This is a genomic window from Streptomyces sp. NPDC059696, from assembly GCF_042733745.1.
GTDB lineage: Bacteria > Actinomycetota > Actinomycetes > Streptomycetales > Streptomycetaceae > Streptomyces.
In genome coordinates this window covers 125,829-144,588 of record NZ_JBHWFG010000010.1, presented here as the reverse complement: position 1 = coordinate 144,588, position 18,760 = coordinate 125,829, and the positions used below count along the sequence as shown (strand labels likewise).

Genomic DNA, 18,760 nt, shown 5'->3' with positions numbered 1-18,760 from the left:
AGCCCGACAGTCCAGAGGACCTGAACGACAACTGACGCGGCCGGAACAGGCGTTGACGGTCCCGACAGCCGCGCGGAACCGCGCGATCGATTCGCCACCGCCGCCCAGGTCGTCGCTGGGTTCCGGCGATGTGCTGCGCCACGCCGGGTTTCTGCACCGGGAGGGCGTGGCGCCGCTCGACTTCGGCGCCCCGAGGGTCGCAACCCGCCCCGCGAACCCGTTCTGGGGTGCGGCGCCGGCGACGTCAGAGGCTCACCGGTGTCCGGCGGACTCTTCGATGTCCTGATGCAGATGCCCCATCACGCTGCCCATTTCCAGCACCGCCGGACCCGGGCTGTCCGCGTTCTCGGGGACGCCCTCGAGCCATGCGGTGGTCGCCAGGGCCAGGGCAGTCGCTTCCTCCTCCCGCTGCTCCGCGAGGAGCTTCTCCATGCGGCTGGCCAGCGTCCCCAGGGTCTCGTCGGTGGTCTGCGGCAGCAGGTAGCCGCGCAGCCCCGCCGGGAAAGGGTCCTGTTCCCGGGCGGATCGCAGGGCGCCCACCACCGTGGCGTCGTCGCTGTAGCGGTCGAGGTGCCCCATGAGGACGTACAGCCGTGCGATCATGCGCGGACGGCCCGGGTGGCGGTCGAGCCAGGCCATCAACTCCCGCTGGCCGCCCAGATGATCGATGATCGTCATCAGGGCTTCCCGTGACTTGGTGGGGATGTCCCAGCTGTGCGGGAGGAGTTCCGCGACCTCGTCGGCGAGCCTCGCCTCGTCCTGCGGTGCGAGCGTTCCGGAGGTGAATTGGCCCGCTCTCCAGACGTCCAGGCCGTAGCCGTCAGGCCGTGACGCGGGGCGGGCGTCCCGGGAGGCACGGTGCCGCCGGTGCAGCAGTTCACCGACGCTCCTGGTGAGCGGCATGTCATGCATGGGGTACCTCCAGAACGCCAGTCGGGCCGTGATGGCCGGGCGGGCCGTCGGTCGGCCACCCGCCGGCCGGGAGACGCGGGCCGACACCTCCCGGGAGACGCAGCACCATCCTGACGCCGGGCCCCGCCCCGTGCGCGCCCGGCGGCGCGGACGGGCGATACGGGTCTCCGATGCGCTGCGCCTCGCCGAGGCAAGGCGAGGTGACATCCACAGGCTGACGTCCGCATCGGCTTCGTTCCCGCCGTCTCATCACCCGAGCGGGCGGGTCGTTCCAGGCTGGTTCGAGTGGGGGAGGCAGCAAATGGCGCATGACCTCGTTGGAGGCCGAGGCACGACGTGCGACCGGCGTCCGGTGGCTGTGGAGATCCGGACCGGCCCCAGGCACGCGAGGGCGCGAACCGGGGCGTGGGTGGGTCCACGCAGCGTGCGACGGCAGGTGGGGTGTGCAGGGTTGCGTCCACTCGATCTGCGCGCCCCCTACCCCGACGTGGGCTGCCGGAGCAGGGTGGGCGGTTGCCCGGGAGGGGAACCGCCGTCCCGGTGCGCCGTAGAGGAGGGGTGGGTGGCCCGGTGGACGAGGGGTGTGACGAGGTCCGTTTCGATGGCCGTGTGGTCGTGGTGACCGGTGGGGGCCGGGGACTGGGCAGGGAGTACGCGGGACTCCTTGCTGCGCGCGGCGCGCGGGTCCTGGTCAACGACGTGGGGACCGCGACCGACGGACACGGGGCGTCGCCCGCGCCCGCGCGGGCCGTGGTCGGGGAGATCCGGGCGGCGGGCGGGCAAGCGCTGGCGGACGACCACGATGTGGCCACCGCGGTCGGCGCGCGCGCCCTCGCCGCGGCCGCACTGGAGCGGTGGGGACGGCTGGACGCCCTGGTCAACAATGCGGGTATCTCGATCCTGCGCCCGCTGGACGAGCTCACCGACGACGACTGCCGGCGGGTGCTGGACACGCATGCGGGCGGGACGCTGAACATGCTGCGGGCCGTGTGGCCGCACATGGCGGCCGCCGGGTACGGGCGGATCGTCAACACGTGTTCCGACGCCCTGTTCGGCGACACCGGTCTCAGCGCGTACGCCGCGGGCAAGGGCGCGGTGCTGGGGCTGACCACCTCCGCGGCCGCGGAAGGCGCCGCTCACGGCATCAAGGTCAACGCAGTCGTGCCCGTCGCGGCGACCCGTATGTCCCTGGAGGCGGTCCGGAACGACGAACGGACGACCGCGCTGCTCACCGACCTGTTCCCCGCCCGGCACGTCGCCCCGGTGGTGGCGTTGCTGGCCCACGAGAGCGCCCCCTGCACCGGGCAACTCCTCCATGCGGCGGGCCGCCGCACCGCCAGCATCTTCCTGGGCGCCACTGAAGGCGTCGTGTGGCCGGAGGATCCCACCCCGGAGATGGTCCGGGACGGCTTCGCGCGGATCCGCGACACCGGAGCGTTCCGCACACCGGGGAGCGTCAGCGAGTCCATGGGCTTCTCCTTCGCCCGGCTGGGCGCCGGGGCAGCCGAACCCACAGCACTCGACCTCACGACCCCGGCCTCCCGCCCATGACGTGCTCACACCGCCGCCACGGCTCCCGGAGGACCCGTGCCACAGGACATGGACTTCGGCCTTCCCGCCGCCACGGAGATCAGCCCCTGTCTCGAGGGCGCCCGCCGGCACAACCTGGCCTGGGTGCGCCGCACCGGTCTGGCCGATGACGACCGGTCCCTGGACTGGTACCTGTCCTGGGACATGCCGCGCCTGGCCGCGCTCGGCTTTCCGCACGCCCGGGGCCCGGCCCTGGACCTGTTGGCGGACGCGATGGGGTTCTTCTTCGTCTTCGACGACCAGTTCGACGGTCCACTCGGCCGGGACCCCGCCGAGACCGCCCGCGTCTGCCAGGCGCTGATCGACATCGCGCACGGCGCACCGCCGCCGCCCGGCGCGGACCCCTGCACCATGGCGTTCGCCGACATCCGGGCCCGCAGCACCCGAGGGGCCCACCCGGGCTGGACGGCCCGTACCGCACACGAATGGGAGTACTACTTCGCCGCGCATGCCCACGAAGCGCGGGGTCGCCTGCGCGGCACCCCGGCGGACCTCGACGCCTACCTGCAGGTCAGACGCGGCATCGCGGCCACCGACCTGCCCCTCTCCCTCGGGGAACTCACGGCCGGCCTCACCGTCCCCGCGTCCGCCTTCCACAGTCCCGAGCTGCGCATCATGCGCCGCGCCGCCATCGACGTCACTCTGATGTGCAACGACGTGTACTCCCTGGAGAAGGAGGAGTCCCGCGGCGACATGGACAACCTCGTCCTCGTCCTCGAGCGGGCCCGGCACCTCACCCGCGGCGAAGCCCTCGCCGCGGCCCGGAACGAGGTGGACCGGCGCGTCCAGCGCTTCGAGGAGCAAGCCGGACAGGTGCCCGCCGTCTGCGCACAGCTCGCGCTCTCCGAGCGGGAGCGGTCCGACGTCGCCGCCTACGTCCGTGTCATGACCGCGTGGATGAGCGGATACCACGCCTGGCAGACCGGAACCCAGCGCTACCGGAACGCACCCCGGGTCGTGCCGCCCTCCGGCCCCGGCCACTTCGGCCAGATCCTGCGCACCGGCTTCCGCCGGTCACCGCGTCCCGGACCGAGATCATTCCCGGCTCAGTGACCGACCGGTTCCTTCCCGCCTTCGCCGCCGCCGGCGGTGTCAGCGCATCTCGGCCGGGCCCTCGGGAGAGGCGGAATCGGCGGCGATGGGCGGTCCGGACGCCTCGAACGCATGTAGGCCCTCGCTCGCCGCAACCACCGGACGGGGGGCGCGTGTCCTGCACACCTGACAGCAGCTGCTCACCCTCGGCATGCCCACGCACCTTCACCGGGGGCGACGCGGTGCTGTGGTCGACAGCGCACTGGAAGGGACACAGAGGCCATGGACGACAGGCGGGGACGTTCGCGCGGCAGCGGCCGCTCAGCAAGGACGGGTCCCAGAGGGGCCGGCCGATCCAAGCGCGCTTCCGGCAAGCTCGTACGTGTCTACCGCCGCTATCACACGTGGCGTGCCCCGTTCCCCCTGTGGGCCCGGATCGTGTGCGACGTCCTGTTCTGGGCCGTCGCCGCCGCCGCGGCCTACGTCGCGATCGGCAGCCTGTGCGGAGCCGTCCTCATCGCGGCCCCGCTCCTCGGCTTCCTCGGACTCGCAGCGAGCAAGGAGCACGACGACGGCATCGACTGGAGCGACCACCGCATGGGAGGGCAACCCAAGAATCCCGGTCCCAAGCTCTAGGGTGCCGCGACGGCCACTCGCACCACCGGCCCCACCCGCTCGTCTTCCGGGTGCGGTGCGGTGCGGTGCGGTGCGGTCACAGGCGTCACCCCCGCGAGCCCCATGTACTCTCCGTCAACCCCACGGGGTTACCTGTCGGCACCATTCCGGAGTCCAGGACCCGTCGTGCGAGCGGTTCAAGAAGGTGGGCGAGGCGGTTGGTGCCGTCGGCGCCGAGCGTCTGCCATGGTGTGACCGCCGCCGCGTCCGTGTCCGCTTCCATCTGTTCGTGAGCGGCCGCTCCAGCCTTGGTGAGGCGTCCCTCCTCGTCGATCCAGTCCCGCTCGCGCAGCGTGGCCTGCGCCGAACGCCATTCTTCCGCGCTCCATCGACGGACGCGTCGCTGGAACTCGGCGTCGGTCTCCCCGGTCGCGCTCTTCAGCACCAGCGCCTCGACCGGCCCCAGACGACGGCCGACCAGCGCGGCGACATGGCCGTCGCCGCGGTGTTCGCGCAGGGTGGTCACCGCCTGCCAGAGCCTGACATGGGCCTGGGCCGGGCGGGGCAGAGCCTGGTTGGCCGCGCCGAGCACCCGGCCCGCCGTGTCCGCCGCCAGGGCGGCCTCCCAGGCGAGGTCAGCGGCCTCGGACAGCTCGGCGGAGGCAACGACGTCGGGACCGTAGAGGTGCGTCATCGCGGCGCCGACGGCCCGCTCGCGCGCCTCGATCACCTGCTGCGGAGACGCGGCAGCCCAGGCGTCGGGCAGCGCGCTCGCCGCCCGGTCGGGGTGGAAGACGTAGAAGCAGCTGGTGACGACGGAGGCAGGAACAGGGCCGAGTGGCGCCGCGCGCAGGGCGAAGTAGCCCATCCAGTAGCCGCGCAGTCCGAGTTCCTCCGCGGCTTCGCGCACCTCGGGGGTGAAGTAGACCAGCTGGTGGACCGGTTCGAACCTCTCCCACATCGCCCGTGCGACGTTTTCGCTCACTCCCAGGCCCTCCCGGCTCGTCCTGCTCGGCTACGGCGACCACCGGGAGGCAGCAACCATCATGACGACGGTCATAACAACCCCTCGGCTCGGACACCGTTCGGTTGCGGTACGGCCGCGGCGGGGAGGGCCGTCCACCACCCCGCCAGGACGACCTCAGACCGTGTTCGAGATCTGTCGTAGCCGTGGGCTGACGTGCTCGTTGAACTCTCGTGAGTGGTTCTGGGGGCTGATATCCGTAGGACCTGACTGACGAGCAGTAGACGCTGGTGGAGCCGTTGCTGCCGCCGACGCGGGTGGGACCGAAGGGCGGGCGGCGGGAGAAACACCCGCGGCGTCGGATCGTGGACGCGATCTTCCACGTGGTGCGGACCGGGTGCGCCTGGCGGCAGCTGCCGAAGGACTTCCCACCATGGCCGACGGTGTACTGGTACTTCACCTGGTGGCACGACGACGGCACCGGCGAGCGCGTCCACGACGCACTGCGGGACAGGGTGCGAGAGACGGACGGCCGCAATGCCGAACCGAGCACCGGCCTGATCGACTCGCAGTCCATCCGCACCGCTGACACCGTCCCCGCCGCAACAAGGGGCTTCGACGCCGGCAAGAAGGTCAAGGGTCGCAAGCGGTTCCTGGTCACCGATACCCTCGGCCAGCTCATTGCGGTCCACGTGGTCGCCGCGAGCGTCCAGGACCGCGACGGCGCCCGAGCGCTCTTGTGGGCCCGGCTCGACCATCCGCAGATCCAGAAGTACTGGGCGGATCAGGGCTTCGCCGGCCGCCTGGTCGATCGGACCGCCCAGGTCCTCGGCCGCGAGCTGGACATCGTCCGCAAAGACCCTGGCCAGCGCGGCTTCCAGGCCCAACCCAAGCGGTGGGCGATCGAGCGCACCTTCTCTTGGCTCACCGCCCACCGTCGCCTCGCCCGGGTCTACGAGGCCATTCCGGCCCGATCCGAGACCGTGATCCGCTGGGCGATGATCGGCATCATGGTCCGCCGACTCACCGCGGCCGACCGGCGACGCGGTCGGGCCCGCACCCGCTCGTACGCACCGCAGCCGGACAAGCTAGGTGACTCAGCTGAGTGACTCGAGGTCGTCGGGCGTGCCGTCAAGGGCAGGACCACAGCCTAGGGGGAGGTGCGAGGCCACGAGTTCCACGGCCTCATCGGCAGTAACTGCGCCACCGATGTGCTCCCGCCCCGAACCGTTCGGCTCATACAGCCGACGAACACGGAAGTGCCGTTCGCCGTGGGGGAAGATCGAGGGCAGGTCGTGCGACCAAGGGAAGCGGGTGCACCGGCTGAACTGCAGCGATCCATGGCTGACCAGCGGAAACAGAACCCGGAGGGCAGGGTTGGCGTATGCCGCCTCTACCAGGGCTGTGTCAATGAGGTCCGCGTCCATGTCCCGCACGACCTGCCACTTGGCTGCCACAGGGTCATCTGGCGCTGTCCCGAGTATGTCCTTCTCTGCCATGCCCCGACGCTAGCTGACTCTGCAACGGATGTTTCGTAGACCGCCGTTCACCTTCCTCGCTGATGAGGCACTGCCTCACCGGAACCACATCTGCCACTTCCGTCAGGCACTTCCTTCAACAGCACCGGACACTCCGGCGGCACCTCAGCCGCAAGACAGAGCGGATCTGAAACACGGTCTCAGCAATGGCGGATCTGCTGCTGCCACACGCTGGGGTCGCCGGTGTTGAGGTACCAGTCGTTGACGTAGCCCGACCGCACTCCGAGGTCGATGAGCATCCAGTACCGGTAGTTGGGGTTGTCCGCCGCGCCGTCGCCGGTCGTCCAGCAGGTGAGGCCGACCTCGTCACCGTTGAGGAGCGTGCCGTGGGGAACGTTGGAGTACCCGTACCCGGGACCGGTGCGCATCTGCAGCCAGGAACCCGGGTCGATCCCGGTCACCGTCGTGCAGTTCGTCATGTCCCCGGAGATGCTGCACCGGTGGATGGCGGCGTCCGCCGGCGTCGCCAGGCCCAGCACGGTGGCGGCGGTGGCCAGTGCGGTGATGAGCACGCCCGGACGGCGGGGTCGAAATGTCATCGGTTCTACGTCCTCTCGGGTGACCGGCACCAGGTGTGTCCAGCTGGTTCGTCATGCTAGGTACGCAGGGGTCCCGTAGGTCCCTGACAACTGTCAGGGGGGCCGCCATGGGCAACGCGGGCTTTCCCATGGGACCGGACGCGTAGCCCTCAACGCCCTCGGTGTGCGCGGAACTTCCGGCCGGTTCCAGCGGCCGGCCAGTGCTGTCGTCAATTCGCTTGCCCAATGGTCAAGAATCGTTGACCATTGCTCGCATGCCTGACGACGACGTCCCCGAGACGTTCCACGTGACCACGGACGAGCAGCTGCGCGCCGTCTCCAATCTCACCCGCCACCGGATCATGGCCGTCCTCCGTTTCGAGCCGGCGACGATCACCCAGATCGCCGAGCGTGTGGGCCTCGCGAAGGGCAGCTCCAGCTATCACGTGCGGCTGTTGGAGCGGGCCGGTCTGGTGAAGGTGGTGCGGACACGGAAGGTGCGGGGGGTCACCGAGCGGTACTACGCGATGGCCGCGCGGTCGATCGTGCTGCCGGACCCCGGTGAGGGCGGGCCGGATGTGCTGATGCGGCATGCCGTGGCGGACCTGGAGGCGTCGCCGAAGGAGGCCGAACGGCACGTGCGGATGGCGCATCTGCGGCTCACGGAGGAACAGTTCGCGCAGCTGGGGGCGCGCCTGGAGGCACTGGCGGACGAGTACCGGGAGCTGTCCGATCCGTCACTGCCGGACGCGTCCCTCGTGTTCGCGCTGTTCCGTCCGGCACCGCGCGAGCAGGCCGCAGGGGGCGCCAAGTGAGGGCGGACGTGCGGAAGTTGCCGCTCGGGTTCGGACGGTTGTGGACCGCCCAGACGGTGTCCTCGTTCGGTGACGGGGTGTCGCATGCCGCACTGCCGTTGCTGGCGTTGACGTTGACGCGTGATCCGATGGCTCTCGCCGTCGTCACGGCCGCCGGGACGCTGCCGTGGCTGCTCTTCGGGGTGCTCGGCGGTGCGCTGGTGGACCGCTGGGACCGTCGGCGCACGATGTGGGTCACGGACGCGGCGCGTGCGGTGCTGCTCGCGATCCCCGCGGCGGCGGCCGTGCTCGACGTGCTGAGCATCGCGCTGCTGGCGGCCGTCGCGTTCCTGCTCGGCCTCGGCGGACTCTTCTTCGACACCGCCGCCACGGCCTACCTGCCGGACCTGCTCGGCCGCGACCCCGCGCTCCTCCAGCGCGCCAACTCGCGTCTGCGGGGCGCCCAGACCGCCATGTCCGGCTTCGCGGGACCGCCCGCGGGCAGCGCGCTGCTCGCGCTCGGGCGGGCGGTGCCGTTGCTCGCCGACGCGCTGTCGTTCACGATGTCCGCGCTGCTGGTGCGGTCCCTTCCCGCCGTGGGCCGGCCCGTCCCGGAGACCCGGGAGCCGCTGCTCGTCCAGGCGCGGGCCGGCGCCTCGTACGTCTTCCGGGACCGGCTGCTTCTGGGGCTCGCGCTTCGCCCGGCAGTCGGGAACATCGCGTTCCTCGCCGTGGAGACGGTCCTCGCCCTGTTCGCGCACGACCGCCTCGGCATCGACACCTACGGCTTCGGTCTGCTCCTCACCGCGGAGGCCACCGGCGGGCTGCTGGGTGCGGGTATCGCCTCGTCCCTTGGCCGGAGACTGGGCACCGGCACGGCCCTGACCTGCACGGCCGCCGTCGAAGGACTCGCCATCCTGGGCCTGGCGGCGGTCCGCAACCCGTATGTGGCCGGGCTGGCGCTCGCCGTCTGCGGGGCCGGCATGGGCGCCACGATGGTGCTCGCGCCCTCCCTCCGGCAGGCGATCGTCCCCGGACACCTCATGGGGCGGGTCGCCTCGACCTCCCGCATGCTGGCCATGTGCGCAGCCCCCGTCGGGGCGTTCCTCGGTGGCTGGCTGGCGACCGCCTACGGCATCCGCACCCCGCTCTACGCCGCCGCCGGGCTCCTCCTGACCATGACGGCCGTCACGGCGACCATGACGAACAACCGCCGGGTCGAGGCGGCGCTGCGTGCCGCGGCCCCGGCCGGCGGACCGGAGCACCCGGCACCCGGGGGATCTGCCCTGTCAGAGCGCACCTGACGTGGTGTAACGCCTGCCGCGCTCCTCTGACTACCGGTTGATGGACCGCATCCCTGCCTCGTCGTACCGCTCGCCGGCCGCCTCGGGCAGCTCCGCGTCGATGCGGGCCAGGTCGTCCTTCGTCAGCTCGATGTCGACGGCGGCGGCGTTCTGCTCCAGGTAGGTGCGGCGCTTGGTGCCCGGGATCGGCACCAGGTCCTCGCCCTGGGCCAGCACCCACGCGATGGCCAGCTGAGCGGGCGTGACCTCCTTCTCGGCGGCGATCTCCTTCACCTTCGCCGCCAGCCGCAGGTTCGCCTCCAGATTGGCGTCCTGGAAGCGCGGGTTCTGGCGGCGCCAGTCGTCGGCGTCCAGGTCCTCCGGCTTGGTGAACCGCCCGGCGAGGAAGCCACGGCCGAGGGGTGAGTACGCCACGAAGCCGATGCCCAGCTCCCTGCAGGCCGGCAGCACCTCGGCCTCCACGTCCCGCGACCACAGCGAGTACTCGCTCTGCACGGCGGTGACCGGGTGTACGGCGTGGGCACGCCGGATGGTCTGGGCGCTCGCCTCGCTCAGTCCGATGTGGCGCACCTTGCCCTCGGCGACCAGTTCGCCCAGCGCGCCGACCGTCTCCTCGATGGGCACGTTCGGGTCGACCCGGTGCTGGTAGTACAGGTCGATGTGGTCGGTTCCCAGGCGCTTCAGGGAGCCGTGGACGGAGCTCCGGACGTGTGCGGCCGAACCGTCCTGCGGGCCGACCGTACTGATGTCGCCCGGTACAGCGTCGTCCATCCGGTAATTGAACTTCGTCGCGATCACGTACTCGTCGCGGCGCCCCCGGATCGCCTCGCCGACGAGGGACTCGTTGGTGAGCGGGCCGTACATCTGCGCGGTGTCGAGGAAGTTCACCCCCAGGTCGAGGGCGTGCCGGATCGTCGCGACGCCCTCCTCCTCGTCGGCGGTCCCGTAGAAGGCCGACATGCCCATGCATCCCAGGCCGATGGCCGATACCTGCAATTCCCGGAGACTACGCTTCTGCATGTCGTGTCCCAGCCTTCCCTGCACGTTCGATCGTCGTTCGGGCGGCCCGAGGCCTCCTGTCCATCCAGGCACAGGTGCTGTGGCCCGGCATCCCGAAAGGAGCGGGCGCCGAGACGGCCTCGGGCTCCGTTGTGTCTTCGACGCTATGACTTCGAGCGCACTCCATGGCAAGTGGGATGTGACGAAGGCCCGGGGCTCCTGGACGGGTGCCTCGGCCGTGTGACGCTCCGGGGCAGGAGGGGTGGCGCGTGTCTCCTGCCCCGAGGTCGCCGCTGGGGACAGAGGGCCCGGCGGCCTGCATCTCATGCGCGATGTCGGAACGAAACAGGGTGTGACGTCGACGGAACAGGCCGGTGATCACCGATGACCAGATGGACTCCCCGTCCCGATGGCGGACGGCCCTCGGGTAGACCCTGCTCCCACACCTGGACCGCGGACCCACCCCCGCTGAGTGAGACGTGTGCCTCCTGCGCGGCGCGCGGACGCGCACCGGCCGACCTGCTGCTGTGCCTGACCTGCGGCCATGTGGGCTGCAGCGAAAGCTCTCCCGGCGCTCACGCCACGGCCCACTTCGACTCCAGCGCACACCCGGTGGCACGCGCCTTGGCACGCGACCGGCACTGGGCGTGGTGCTACGAGGACGAGGTGTATCTGGACCCGCTGGCAGGGCCCGTGCCGCGTTCCGCCTCGCGCACGCCCGAGTCGGTCTGGGACTACCCGCGGCCGCCCGTCATACGGGAGGACGACCGTCACGTGCGGGTCGAGTGCGCCGGCCAGGTGGTGGCGGAGACCCGCAGCGCCGTCCGGGTACTGGAGACCAGCCATCCTCCCGTTTTCTACATCCCCGCGCAGGACGTCCGCGGGGAGTTCGTGTTCCCGGCGGTCGCGGGCCGGACCTGGTGCGAGTGGAAGGGGGCGGCCCGGTACTGGGACGTCGTCGTGGGTGACGACGTGCGTTCTCGTGCCGCCTGGAGCTACCCCCGTCCGGAGCCCGACTACGCATCCCTCGCCGGGTTCCTCGCCTTCTACCCGAGCCGCGTGGACCGCTGCACGGTCGACGGAGAGGAGGTCACGGCGCAGGAGGGGGACTTCTACGGCGGATGGATCACCGCGGAGGTGCGGGGGCCGTTCAAGGGTGCCCCGGGCACCCGGCTGTGGTGAGGCGACGTTGGTGCGAGCCCTTGGTGTCCCGGGTCCCCGCGAACAGGTCAGGCGTGGGAGCCGGCGCGTCAGTGCTCGAAGACTGCCGTCGCCACCGGCACCGCCAGCAGCAGGCTGAGTCCGATCAGGGGGAGGCGGTCCAGCCACAGGACGGCGGCGAATTCGCGCAGTGTCGCGGCCAGCCAGTAGGCGGGGGAGGTCGGCGCGCCCACGACGTGCACGGGCACGCCGACGCGTCGGGCCAGCAGGGTCGTGCGGTAGACGTGGAAGGCGCTGGTGACCACCGTGGCGCGGTGGCCGTCAGGGGTGCCGTCCACGAGGGCTGCGCTGAAGCGGAGGTTCTGACCGGTGTTGACGGAGCGGTCTTCGCGCACGATCCGGTCGGCGGGCACTCCGCGTCCGTGGAGATAGTCGGCCATCGCGTCCGCCTCGGAGCGGACCTCGTCGTCGCCCTGGCCGCCGGAGAGGACGAACACCACACGAGGCATGTCGGGTGTGCGGGCGGCGTCGACGGCGAGGGCGCGCTCCAGCCTGCGGGTCAGCAGCGGGCCGGGCCGGTCGCCATCGAGACCGGCGCCCAGGACGACGACGTGCGTGGTGTCCGGCAGGGGGGTGCTACGCCCCCGGACGAACACGTAGCCGGCGAAGACGAGGAAGAGCAGGGTGAGGTATCCCGCGGCCGCGTTCACCGCGAGCATGAGGGCACCGAACGCGTGGCCGTCGGCAGCATAGAAGGCCGCGTCGAGGCCGAGCACCGCCAGCACCGCGCAACCGGCCGCCCCGGTCGCCAGCAGGGCTGCCTGCGGTCCGTAGCGCCGGACCAGGAGGACGCCGTCGGCCAGCAGCAGCAGGCCGAGTGCGAGCGCCAGGAACAGGGCGACGACGGCGAGGACGGTGGCGAGGGCCGGGTGGGCCTCCGCGCTGCGCGCGGCCACGCCGATTCCGGCAGAGGTCACCGCGAGGCAGCACAGGACGGCGGTGGAGAACCGGTGCGGTGCCACCAGGGCGTTGACGACGCCGCCCGCGGCGAACACGACCGCGGCGAGATACTCCGGGTACTCCGGCATGTGCCGCACCGCTCCGCTCTCCCGCCCGCCGGGCCACTGCCCGGACCTGCCAGCCCTCTCCCGCCCCCCGGGTTCCCGAACCCGGGTACGGACGGTTGGCGGACATCCTCCCAGACCTGCCGTGGTACGCCGAACACGGGTAGGCGCCGGGGCGTTCGACAGGGCCGGATCCGGCACATTCGCGCACTGAGGCGAGGGCGACGAGCCAAGAGGTCATGCCTGAAGCAACGCAAGCAGCCGATCATTCACCCACGAGACCCGAAGTGCAGGTGTTCGTCGCCGCCGGCCCGCTTCCCGACTGGGACGCGGGCGAAGAAGAGCTCGACAGGCGCGTTCAGCCGCTCGAAGCGATGGCGAAGCCGGTCACGGGGGAAGAAGCCCGAGCACTCGTCTCCTGCTTCGGTCCGGACGACTGCTACGGCTGCTTCGGTCCGGACGACTGCTACGGCGTCGCGTGGACGCTTCTCCACCTCATCGAGACGGGTCCGAACCCGGTCCTGACCACCGATCCCGGACCGGACGCCGACGTGTGGCACCAGCGCCTCCACCACCGGGCCGTGAACGGACAGCTCGTTGCGGGAACCTGACGCGATGTGTGTCCGGGCCGGTTGTCAGACCCCTCTGCCACGATCGGTGCATGGGATTCTTCGACGATCTGGTGTTACCGGAGGAACCGGCCGCCGAGCGGACGGTGTTGGTCAGGCTGGGCCCGCCGGAAGAGGACGCCGGGCGGTACGCGCCGCCGGTTGACTGGTTCGCTCCGGCGCTGCTGTCGCAGCTTGAGGTGCTCGGCACCGGTCCGGACACGAAGGTGCTGCTGACGGGATGGTCCGTATGGCCGCAGGCAGCCACCCTGCATCTGGCGGTCTTCCGCAGGACCCGCCCACTAAGCGCGGCTGCGGCGCGGCAGTCCGGGTTGCGGGTGGGCCTGCTGTTCTCCGACGGCCGCCGGGTGACCTCGTTGGACGGCACGACGGACCGGAGCGTGGAGTTCACCGATGCGCAGGGACAGGTGACCGTGGCCTGCACACCGCAAGCGGTCGGGCTGATCCCGCTGGATCCCGGCCTGCACCATTCCCGCAGGTCCCTCTTCAAGACCGACGTCGATCTGTATCTGGCAGAGCTGCCCCCCGCCGGTGAGGCTCAACTGGTGGTGGAGTGGCCGGACGAGGGGATTGCCGAGACCCGCACCGCGGTCGACGTGGCGGCCCTCCATGCCGCCTCGGCGCGGGCGCTCGAGGTGTGGCCGGGGCTCGAGCCGCCGGATCAGTCGGAGCAGCCGGGCTCCTTCGGATACGTGGAGATGGGCGGACCGCCTGCTTTCCTGGCGCCGCCCCTGAGTCGGCACCAGCGCGAGATGCTGCGCCGCCAGGAGGAAGCCCGCAGGCGCGCAGCGCCGCGGGCCGACTGGCAGCACGTGGGGTACGAGGACTGGGGGGACGCGGCCCTGATCCGTGCTCGGCTGGAGGCAGGGGCACCGCCCGACGCCCTCGTCGGATGGCGTGGCACCACTCCCCTGCATCTCACGGCGGAACAAGGGGCGGCGGAAGCGGTCGCCGCGCTCTTGTCGCATCACGCGGAGGTCGACGCACGTGACGAGGACGGACACACACCGCTGTGGTACGCCGCCTGCTGCGTGGACGAGGGCAGTGTCCAGGCGCTGATCGACGCCGGGGCCGATGTGTGGACGCCGCAGAGCGGGGCCTGGTCCCCGGGCCGGCTGCTGCTGACGACCTCGCTCGCGCCACTCGTCGCGGATCTGCCGGGGGCGGTGGAGCTGCCGGCCGACGAAGCCGCGGCGTTCGAGGCAGCGGACGCGCTCATCGCGGCCTTCGGCGAGCAGGAGCTGTGGACCGAAGGACTCGGCATCTGCTTCGTGCCGGGCCTGAGCGAGGACGAGGTGATCCGGCGGCTCGGCGCCGACCCCGCGCAGTGCCCGAACGCAGACTCCGGGCACGCGCCCTGTGATCCGATGGACTACGACGAGTCCCTCGGTTACGTGGGCGTGACGGGGGTGCCCGGGGCCCCTGGTGGCTGCGTGATCACGCAGGACGGCTATATGCCGAGCGACGACGCGGTACTGCGGGCGATATCGGCGGGCACCGCCGCCTACGGAATCTACTTCAACCCCAAGGGCGGGACATTCGGCACTCTGGCCCGCGATGGCGAAGTCGTCGAGCACGAGGAGATAGGCCTCCCGCCGGACAACCACGACCCGGCCACACACTGGCACTTCCGCTTCTGGCAGCGCGGGTCCGCCTTCCCGCACGACGCCGACACCCTCGCCTACGCCTGTGCCGCGGCCGGGCTGAGGATCCACGACGGCCGGGACGTCACGGACCGCCACGCCCCGCGCCGCTGGGTGCCACTGCCCTCGCACCTCCAGCGCTGAGGCCCGACGCCGTGGGCCCGGGGAGGCGCACTGCCCAGGGAGGCAGGTGCGCCTCCTCGACTCTGCGCGGCGTGCTTCACGCACCGCGAATCGCTCCGAGCAGAACATCCCCCGCGTTGAAGTGGCAGCGCAGATCAGGGAGATCGCAGCCCGGCGGTACGGTAATGAGGTGGCGAACGTCTTCTCCGGTGGGGGCCGAGAGCTGGATCTGTCCAATGGCGGCACCGAGGTGTTCGTCGAGGTGCTGATGCTCGCCGTGTCCGCTCTTGCAAGCGAAGCCTGGGACTTTCGCTTCGCGGCGCTACTGACTTTGCAGGACCAGAACATGATGGGCCGCGGTGCGGTCGGCTTCACTCTGGAGGAGGTCGACTGGGGCACCGGCGAGTCCGAGCGCGCGCGGTCCAAGGGCTTCGTACTGCGCGCCACGACTCTTGCGGCGAGCGGGCACCGCTGGAGCGAGTTGGGCTGTCACCCGCCGCGCGTGCGTGATCACCTGGACCAATTCCGGGTCATGGTGCAGCACTTCACCCCGCCGGCCGGCAGCGGTCCTTGTCAGCACTTCCCGGGGCCGGACGAGGCGGCGACGGCGTCGTGCGCGCGTCACCGCGTCCTCAGCGGGCTCCCCTACTGGGAAGGCTGCTTCCTCTGTCACCGGCCCGGGTAGCTGTGGTGGCCGGGGAATCCGGTCCGTGGCGCGCGGGCGGGCGGAGTCGCCCGGTCCTCGCCGGGTGGCTCGCGGGGGCGTCAGCGGCTAGCGCTCCGCGAGGTCTGCGCGGGTGCCGAGGCGGGCCTGGACCCAGTCGTGGAACTCTCCTATGTGGTGCTCGCTGGGCACCAGGACGCCGCCCTTGGCGTACAGGCGTGAGCTCATGGCCGGCTGGCAGCGCTCGCAGGCGTCGAAGTCCTGCCTGTTGACCCGGTCGAACAGTTCCACGGACCGGCTGACGTCCCGGCCGCTGTCCACCACGTCCTTCAGGTACAGCCAGTCGCATTCCACGATCGTCCGGTCCACCGCGACCGGGTACATCCGGTGGAGGATCACGTGGTCCGGGACGAGGTTGACGAACACCTGGGGCCGGACGGTGATCGCGTAGTAGCGGCGGTCCTGGTCCTCGGTGACGCCCGGAATGCGGTCCAGGCCCTGCGAGCCGTCGACGGTGAAGCCCTGGACGTCCGCGCCGAACTCCGCGCCGTGGCCCACGTAGTACTGCGCGGCGTAGCCGTCGGCGAATTCCGGCAGCACCTCCGTGAGTTCGGGGTGGATCGTCGCGCAGTGGTAGCACTCCATGAAGTTCTCGATGATGAGCTTCCAGTTGGCTTTGACGTCGTAGACGATCCGCCGGCCGACCTCCAGACTCTCGACGTCGTACCGCTCGATGGACTCGGCGTCGCCCAGGCGCGCGACCACGTCGGCGATCACGGAATCCTCGAACGACGGTGGGTTCTCGGCGAGGCACACCCACACGTAGCCGAGCCACTCGTGCACCGCCACGCCCGCCAGGCCGAACTCCGTGCGGCCGACGTCGGGCATCTTCGTCAGGTTCGGGGCCGCGACGAGTTTGCCGTTCAGGTCGTACGTCCAGGCGTGGTACGGGCATTGGAAGGCCCGCTTCACCTCACCGGACTCCTGCGTGCACAGCTTGGCGCCGCGGTGCCGGCACACGTTGAAGAAGGCCTTGACGGAGCCGTCCCGCGAGCGGGTCAGCAGGATGCTCTCGCGCCCGACGTCCACGGTCCGGAAGGCACCCGGCTTCGCCAGTTCCGAGGAGCGTGCCGCGCAGAACCACATGGACTCGAAGATGTGCTCCTGCTCCAGGCGGAAGATCTCCGGGTCCGTGTAGTGGTCACCGGGGAGGGTCGCGATCAGGCTGTCGGGCAGGCCGGTCGTGGTCATGGTTCCCCTCGGAGTGAAGCGCCCCGATCGGGCGAGTGGTTGCCTCATGCGCAACGAAATGCTTGCTACGCAACTCACAGTGCAGCCCGCCCGAAGCACTGTCAAGACCTTGACCGGGAACCGTCGCAGCCAGGACGATGTTGCGCATCAGTCCCACTGTTGCGCAATACGCACTTCCCCTCAGGGAGGGCTCAGTGTCTCTTGGACCCACCGGCCGCGAGTTCGTCCTCACCCTGTCGTGCCCCGACCGCTCGGGCCTCGTCCACGCCGTCACCGGCTTCCTCGTCCGGCACTCCGGGAACATCCAGGAGAGCCAGCAGTTCGACGACCGGCTCAAGGACCGCTTCTTCATGCGGGTGCACTTCGACGTCACGGACCCGGGCATGTCGCTGGAGGACCTCAGGTCCGGCTTCGCCCCGGTGGCCGAGGCGTACCGGATCTCCTGGCAGCTGTACGAGGCGTCGACCCCGACGCGCACGCTGATCATGGTGTCGAAGTTCGGGCACTGCCTGAACGACCTGCTCTTCCGCTGCCGTACCGGCGCACTGAACATCGACGTGCCGGCGATCGTCTCCAACCACCGGGACTTCGAGCCGCTCGCCGAGAGCTACGGGATCCCGTTCCACCACGTGCCGGTGACCAAGGAGACGAAGCCCGAGGCGGAGGCGCGGCTGCTGGAGCTCGTCGAGGAGCTGGACATCGACCTGGTGGTCCTCGCCCGCTACATGCAGATCCTGTCCAACGACCTGTGCAAGCAGCTCGAAGGCCGCGCGATCAACATCCACCACTCCTTCCTGCCCAGCTTCAAGGGCGCCCGGCCCTACGTCCAGGCGCACGAGCGCGGCGTCAAGCTCGTCGGAGCGACGGCCCACTACGTGACCCCGGACCTCGACGAGGGGCCCATCATCGAGCAGGACGTCGTCCGGGTGAGCCACTCACAGGGGCCGGACAGCCTGGTCGCCCTGGGGCGTGACGTCGAAGCGCAGGTCCTGGCGCGGGCGGTGGAGTGGCACAGCCAGAGCCGCGTCATGGTCAACGACAACCGTACGGTCGTCTTCCGCTGAGGAAGGCTGCCACCGAGGAAATCAGCCTCCCCCCTCACACCTGTTGACTGATTCACCTAGGGTTTCGTCATGAGCAACCACGGTGTCGAGTCCGCAGCCGCTCCGAGCGGCGGAGTGCAGTCCGTCGACCGCGCTGTCGCCGTGCTGGAGATCCTCGCCCAGCACGGCGAGGCGGGCGTGAGCGAGGTGGCCGCGGCGATCGACGTCCACAAGTCCACCGCCTTCCGTCTGCTCGGCGCGCTGGAAGCGCACGGCATGGTCGAGCAGGAGAGCGAGCGCGGCAAGTACCGTCTCGGCTTCGGCGTCGTGCGCCTCGCCGGCGCGGTGACGGGCCGTATCGCCGTCACGCGGCACGGGCGGGGCATCTGCGAGCGTCTCATCGACGAGGTGGGCGAGACGATGAACATCGCCGTCCTCGAGTCCCACCACGCGATCAACCTCTACCAGGTGCGCAGCACCTCGGCCATCGCCGCGCAGAACTGGGTGGGACGGCAGACTCCGCTGCACTGCACGTCCAGCGGCAAGATCCTCCTCGCCCACCTCGACCGCGGGGCCCGCGACGAGCTCCTCGCCGACACAGGCCTGCCGCGTATGACACCGCACACGGTGACGTCCAGGAAGAAGCTGGAGGCGGACCTCGCCGAGGCCCGCGAACAGGGCTACGCCATCACCGTGGAGGAATACGAGGAGGGCCTCAACGCGGTGTCCGCGCCCGTACGTTCGCAGGAGGGCCAGGTCGTCGCCGCTCTCAGCGCGTCAGGGCCGGCGTTCCGGATGACCGAGGAGCGGATGCACGAACTGGCGCGGTTGCTCGTGACGGGAGCGGACGAGCTGAGCCGCCGTCTCGGCCACCAAGGCTGAGGCCCGGCCGGGTCGCCGGTCAGGACAGGACCCG

At 70.8% G+C, this 18,760-nt stretch carries 19 protein-coding genes; 12 read left to right on the top strand and 7 right to left on the bottom strand.

Annotated features, from left to right (window positions below):
* Positions 1 to 252 precede the first annotated feature (252 nt).
* Positions 253 to 912 (bottom strand): hypothetical protein, encoded by a 660-nt coding sequence (locus ACFV20_RS13845; protein WP_385655935.1) that lies wholly within the window; start codon positions 910 to 912, stop codon positions 253 to 255.
* Positions 913 to 1,470: 558 nt separating this feature from the next.
* Here ACFV20_RS13845 and ACFV20_RS13840 point away from each other — a divergent pair.
* The 3 genes from ACFV20_RS13840 to ACFV20_RS13830 all read left to right on the top strand — a co-directional run bounded on the left by ACFV20_RS13840 (position 1,471) and on the right by ACFV20_RS13830 (position 4,170).
* Positions 1,471 to 2,463: an SDR family NAD(P)-dependent oxidoreductase gene (locus ACFV20_RS13840; RefSeq protein ID WP_385655933.1), complete on the top strand. Its 993-nt coding sequence runs from the start codon at positions 1,471 to 1,473 to the stop codon at positions 2,461 to 2,463.
* Positions 2,464 to 2,499: 36 nt separating this feature from the next.
* Complete coding sequence (locus ACFV20_RS13835) at positions 2,500 to 3,555, top strand: terpene cyclase (protein WP_385655932.1); 1,056 nt, start codon at positions 2,500 to 2,502, stop codon at positions 3,553 to 3,555.
* Between the two features lie 417 nt (positions 3,556 to 3,972).
* Positions 3,973 to 4,170, top strand: coding sequence for a hypothetical protein (locus tag ACFV20_RS13830; RefSeq protein ID WP_385655930.1), 198 nt, complete (start codon positions 3,973 to 3,975; stop codon positions 4,168 to 4,170).
* Between the two features lie 85 nt (positions 4,171 to 4,255).
* On the opposite strand, the gene ACFV20_RS13825 is transcribed toward ACFV20_RS13830, so the two are convergent.
* Positions 4,256 to 5,134 (bottom strand): hypothetical protein, encoded by an 879-nt coding sequence (locus tag ACFV20_RS13825; RefSeq protein ID WP_385655929.1) that lies wholly within the window; start codon positions 5,132 to 5,134, stop codon positions 4,256 to 4,258.
* A gap of 266 nt (positions 5,135 to 5,400) precedes the next feature.
* Here ACFV20_RS13825 and ACFV20_RS13820 point away from each other — a divergent pair, with 266 nt between their 5' ends.
* The gene (locus ACFV20_RS13820; RefSeq protein ID WP_385656106.1) at positions 5,401 to 6,222 is read left to right on the top strand and encodes an IS5 family transposase; all 822 of its coding nucleotides are present in this window, start codon (positions 5,401 to 5,403) and stop codon (positions 6,220 to 6,222) included.
* Here ACFV20_RS13820 and ACFV20_RS13815 read toward each other — a convergent pair.
* Together ACFV20_RS13815 and ACFV20_RS13810 are read right to left on the bottom strand one after the other, a co-directional pair.
* Positions 6,211 to 6,612 carry a DUF6193 family natural product biosynthesis protein gene (locus ACFV20_RS13815; RefSeq protein WP_385655927.1) on the bottom strand — a complete coding sequence of 134 codons (402 nt, stop codon included), beginning with the start codon at positions 6,610 to 6,612 and terminating at the stop codon, positions 6,211 to 6,213. The genes ACFV20_RS13820 and ACFV20_RS13815 overlap by 12 nt on opposite strands.
* 179 nt (positions 6,613 to 6,791) lie before the next feature.
* Positions 6,792 to 7,190, bottom strand: a complete 399-nt coding sequence (locus tag ACFV20_RS13810; RefSeq protein ID WP_385655925.1) for a hypothetical protein — start codon at positions 7,188 to 7,190, stop codon at positions 6,792 to 6,794.
* Positions 7,191 to 7,444: 254 nt separating this feature from the next.
* On the opposite strand from ACFV20_RS13810, the gene ACFV20_RS13805 reads away from it, so the two are divergent.
* Both ACFV20_RS13805 and ACFV20_RS13800 read left to right on the top strand, forming a co-directional pair.
* A complete protein-coding gene (locus tag ACFV20_RS13805) occupies positions 7,445 to 7,984 on the top strand; it encodes an ArsR/SmtB family transcription factor (protein ID WP_385655923.1) in 540 nt (179 codons plus the stop codon).
* Between the two features lie 17 nt (positions 7,985 to 8,001).
* Positions 8,002 to 9,267: an MFS transporter gene (locus tag ACFV20_RS13800; RefSeq protein WP_385656104.1), complete on the top strand. Its 1,266-nt coding sequence runs from the start codon at positions 8,002 to 8,004 to the stop codon at positions 9,265 to 9,267.
* A 30-nt stretch (positions 9,268 to 9,297) separates the two neighbouring features.
* Here ACFV20_RS13800 and ACFV20_RS13795 read toward each other — a convergent pair whose 3' ends face one another.
* Positions 9,298 to 10,287, bottom strand: a complete 990-nt coding sequence (locus ACFV20_RS13795) for an aldo/keto reductase (protein ID WP_385655922.1) — start codon at positions 10,285 to 10,287, stop codon at positions 9,298 to 9,300.
* Positions 10,288 to 10,650: 363 nt separating this feature from the next.
* On the opposite strand from ACFV20_RS13795, the gene ACFV20_RS13790 reads away from it, so the two are divergent.
* Entirely contained in the window at positions 10,651 to 11,448 is a 798-nt protein-coding gene (locus ACFV20_RS13790) for a DUF427 domain-containing protein (RefSeq protein WP_385655920.1), read from the top strand.
* A gap of 68 nt (positions 11,449 to 11,516) precedes the next feature.
* Here the strand turns inward: ACFV20_RS13790 and ACFV20_RS13785 are convergent, their stop codons facing one another.
* Positions 11,517 to 12,515 carry a YdcF family protein gene (locus ACFV20_RS13785; RefSeq protein WP_385655918.1) on the bottom strand — a complete coding sequence of 333 codons (999 nt, stop codon included), beginning with the start codon at positions 12,513 to 12,515 and terminating at the stop codon, positions 11,517 to 11,519.
* 215 nt (positions 12,516 to 12,730) lie between these two features.
* Between ACFV20_RS13785 and ACFV20_RS13780 the strand changes: the two genes are divergently transcribed.
* The 3 genes from ACFV20_RS13780 to ACFV20_RS13770 are packed head-to-tail and all read left to right on the top strand — an operon-like array spanning position 12,731 to position 15,571.
* Positions 12,731 to 13,102: a hypothetical protein gene (locus ACFV20_RS13780; RefSeq protein WP_385655916.1), complete on the top strand. Its 372-nt coding sequence runs from the start codon at positions 12,731 to 12,733 to the stop codon at positions 13,100 to 13,102.
* A gap of 50 nt (positions 13,103 to 13,152) precedes the next feature.
* Positions 13,153 to 14,907: an ankyrin repeat domain-containing protein gene (locus ACFV20_RS13775; protein ID WP_385655914.1), complete on the top strand. Its 1,755-nt coding sequence runs from the start codon at positions 13,153 to 13,155 to the stop codon at positions 14,905 to 14,907.
* A 46-nt stretch (positions 14,908 to 14,953) separates the two neighbouring features.
* A complete protein-coding gene (locus ACFV20_RS13770) occupies positions 14,954 to 15,571 on the top strand; it encodes a hypothetical protein (RefSeq protein WP_385655913.1) in 618 nt (205 codons plus the stop codon).
* A gap of 87 nt (positions 15,572 to 15,658) precedes the next feature.
* Here the strand turns inward: ACFV20_RS13770 and ACFV20_RS13765 are convergent, their stop codons facing one another.
* Positions 15,659 to 16,801, bottom strand: coding sequence for an aromatic ring-hydroxylating dioxygenase subunit alpha (locus ACFV20_RS13765; protein ID WP_385655911.1), 1,143 nt, complete (start codon positions 16,799 to 16,801; stop codon positions 15,659 to 15,661).
* A 194-nt stretch (positions 16,802 to 16,995) separates the two neighbouring features.
* Here ACFV20_RS13765 and purU point away from each other — a divergent pair, with 194 nt between their 5' ends.
* The gene (gene purU / locus ACFV20_RS13760) at positions 16,996 to 17,865 is read left to right on the top strand and encodes a formyltetrahydrofolate deformylase (RefSeq protein ID WP_385655910.1); all 870 of its coding nucleotides are present in this window, start codon (positions 16,996 to 16,998) and stop codon (positions 17,863 to 17,865) included.
* A 69-nt stretch (positions 17,866 to 17,934) separates the two neighbouring features.
* Positions 17,935 to 18,726 carry an IclR family transcriptional regulator gene (locus tag ACFV20_RS13755; RefSeq protein ID WP_385655908.1) on the top strand — a complete coding sequence of 264 codons (792 nt, stop codon included), beginning with the start codon at positions 17,935 to 17,937 and terminating at the stop codon, positions 18,724 to 18,726.
* The last annotated feature ends 34 nt before the right edge of the window (positions 18,727 to 18,760 follow it).

What these genes read in the sequence shown, in the direction of transcription:
- ACFV20_RS13845 (WP_385655935.1), bottom strand. Translation starts at nt 912, where the DNA reads ATGCATGACATGCCGCTCACCAGGAGCGTCGGTGAACTGCTGCACCGG.
- ACFV20_RS13815 (WP_385655927.1), bottom strand. Translation starts at nt 6,612, where the DNA reads ATGGCAGAGAAGGACATACTCGGGACAGCGCCAGATGACCCTGTGGCA.
- ACFV20_RS13810 (WP_385655925.1), bottom strand. Translation starts at nt 7,190, where the DNA reads ATGACATTTCGACCCCGCCGTCCGGGCGTGCTCATCACCGCACTGGCC.
- ACFV20_RS13805 (WP_385655923.1), top strand. Translation starts at nt 7,445, where the DNA reads ATGCCTGACGACGACGTCCCCGAGACGTTCCACGTGACCACGGACGAG.
- ACFV20_RS13795 (WP_385655922.1), bottom strand. Translation starts at nt 10,287, where the DNA reads ATGCAGAAGCGTAGTCTCCGGGAATTGCAGGTATCGGCCATCGGCCTG.
- ACFV20_RS13790 (WP_385655920.1), top strand. Translation starts at nt 10,651, where the DNA reads ATGACCAGATGGACTCCCCGTCCCGATGGCGGACGGCCCTCGGGTAGA.
- ACFV20_RS13785 (WP_385655918.1), bottom strand. Translation starts at nt 12,515, where the DNA reads ATGCCGGAGTACCCGGAGTATCTCGCCGCGGTCGTGTTCGCCGCGGGC.
- ACFV20_RS13780 (WP_385655916.1), top strand. Translation starts at nt 12,731, where the DNA reads ATGCCTGAAGCAACGCAAGCAGCCGATCATTCACCCACGAGACCCGAA.
- ACFV20_RS13775 (WP_385655914.1), top strand. Translation starts at nt 13,153, where the DNA reads ATGGGATTCTTCGACGATCTGGTGTTACCGGAGGAACCGGCCGCCGAG.
- ACFV20_RS13765 (WP_385655911.1), bottom strand. Translation starts at nt 16,801, where the DNA reads ATGACCACGACCGGCCTGCCCGACAGCCTGATCGCGACCCTCCCCGGT.
- ACFV20_RS13755 (WP_385655908.1), top strand. Translation starts at nt 17,935, where the DNA reads ATGAGCAACCACGGTGTCGAGTCCGCAGCCGCTCCGAGCGGCGGAGTG.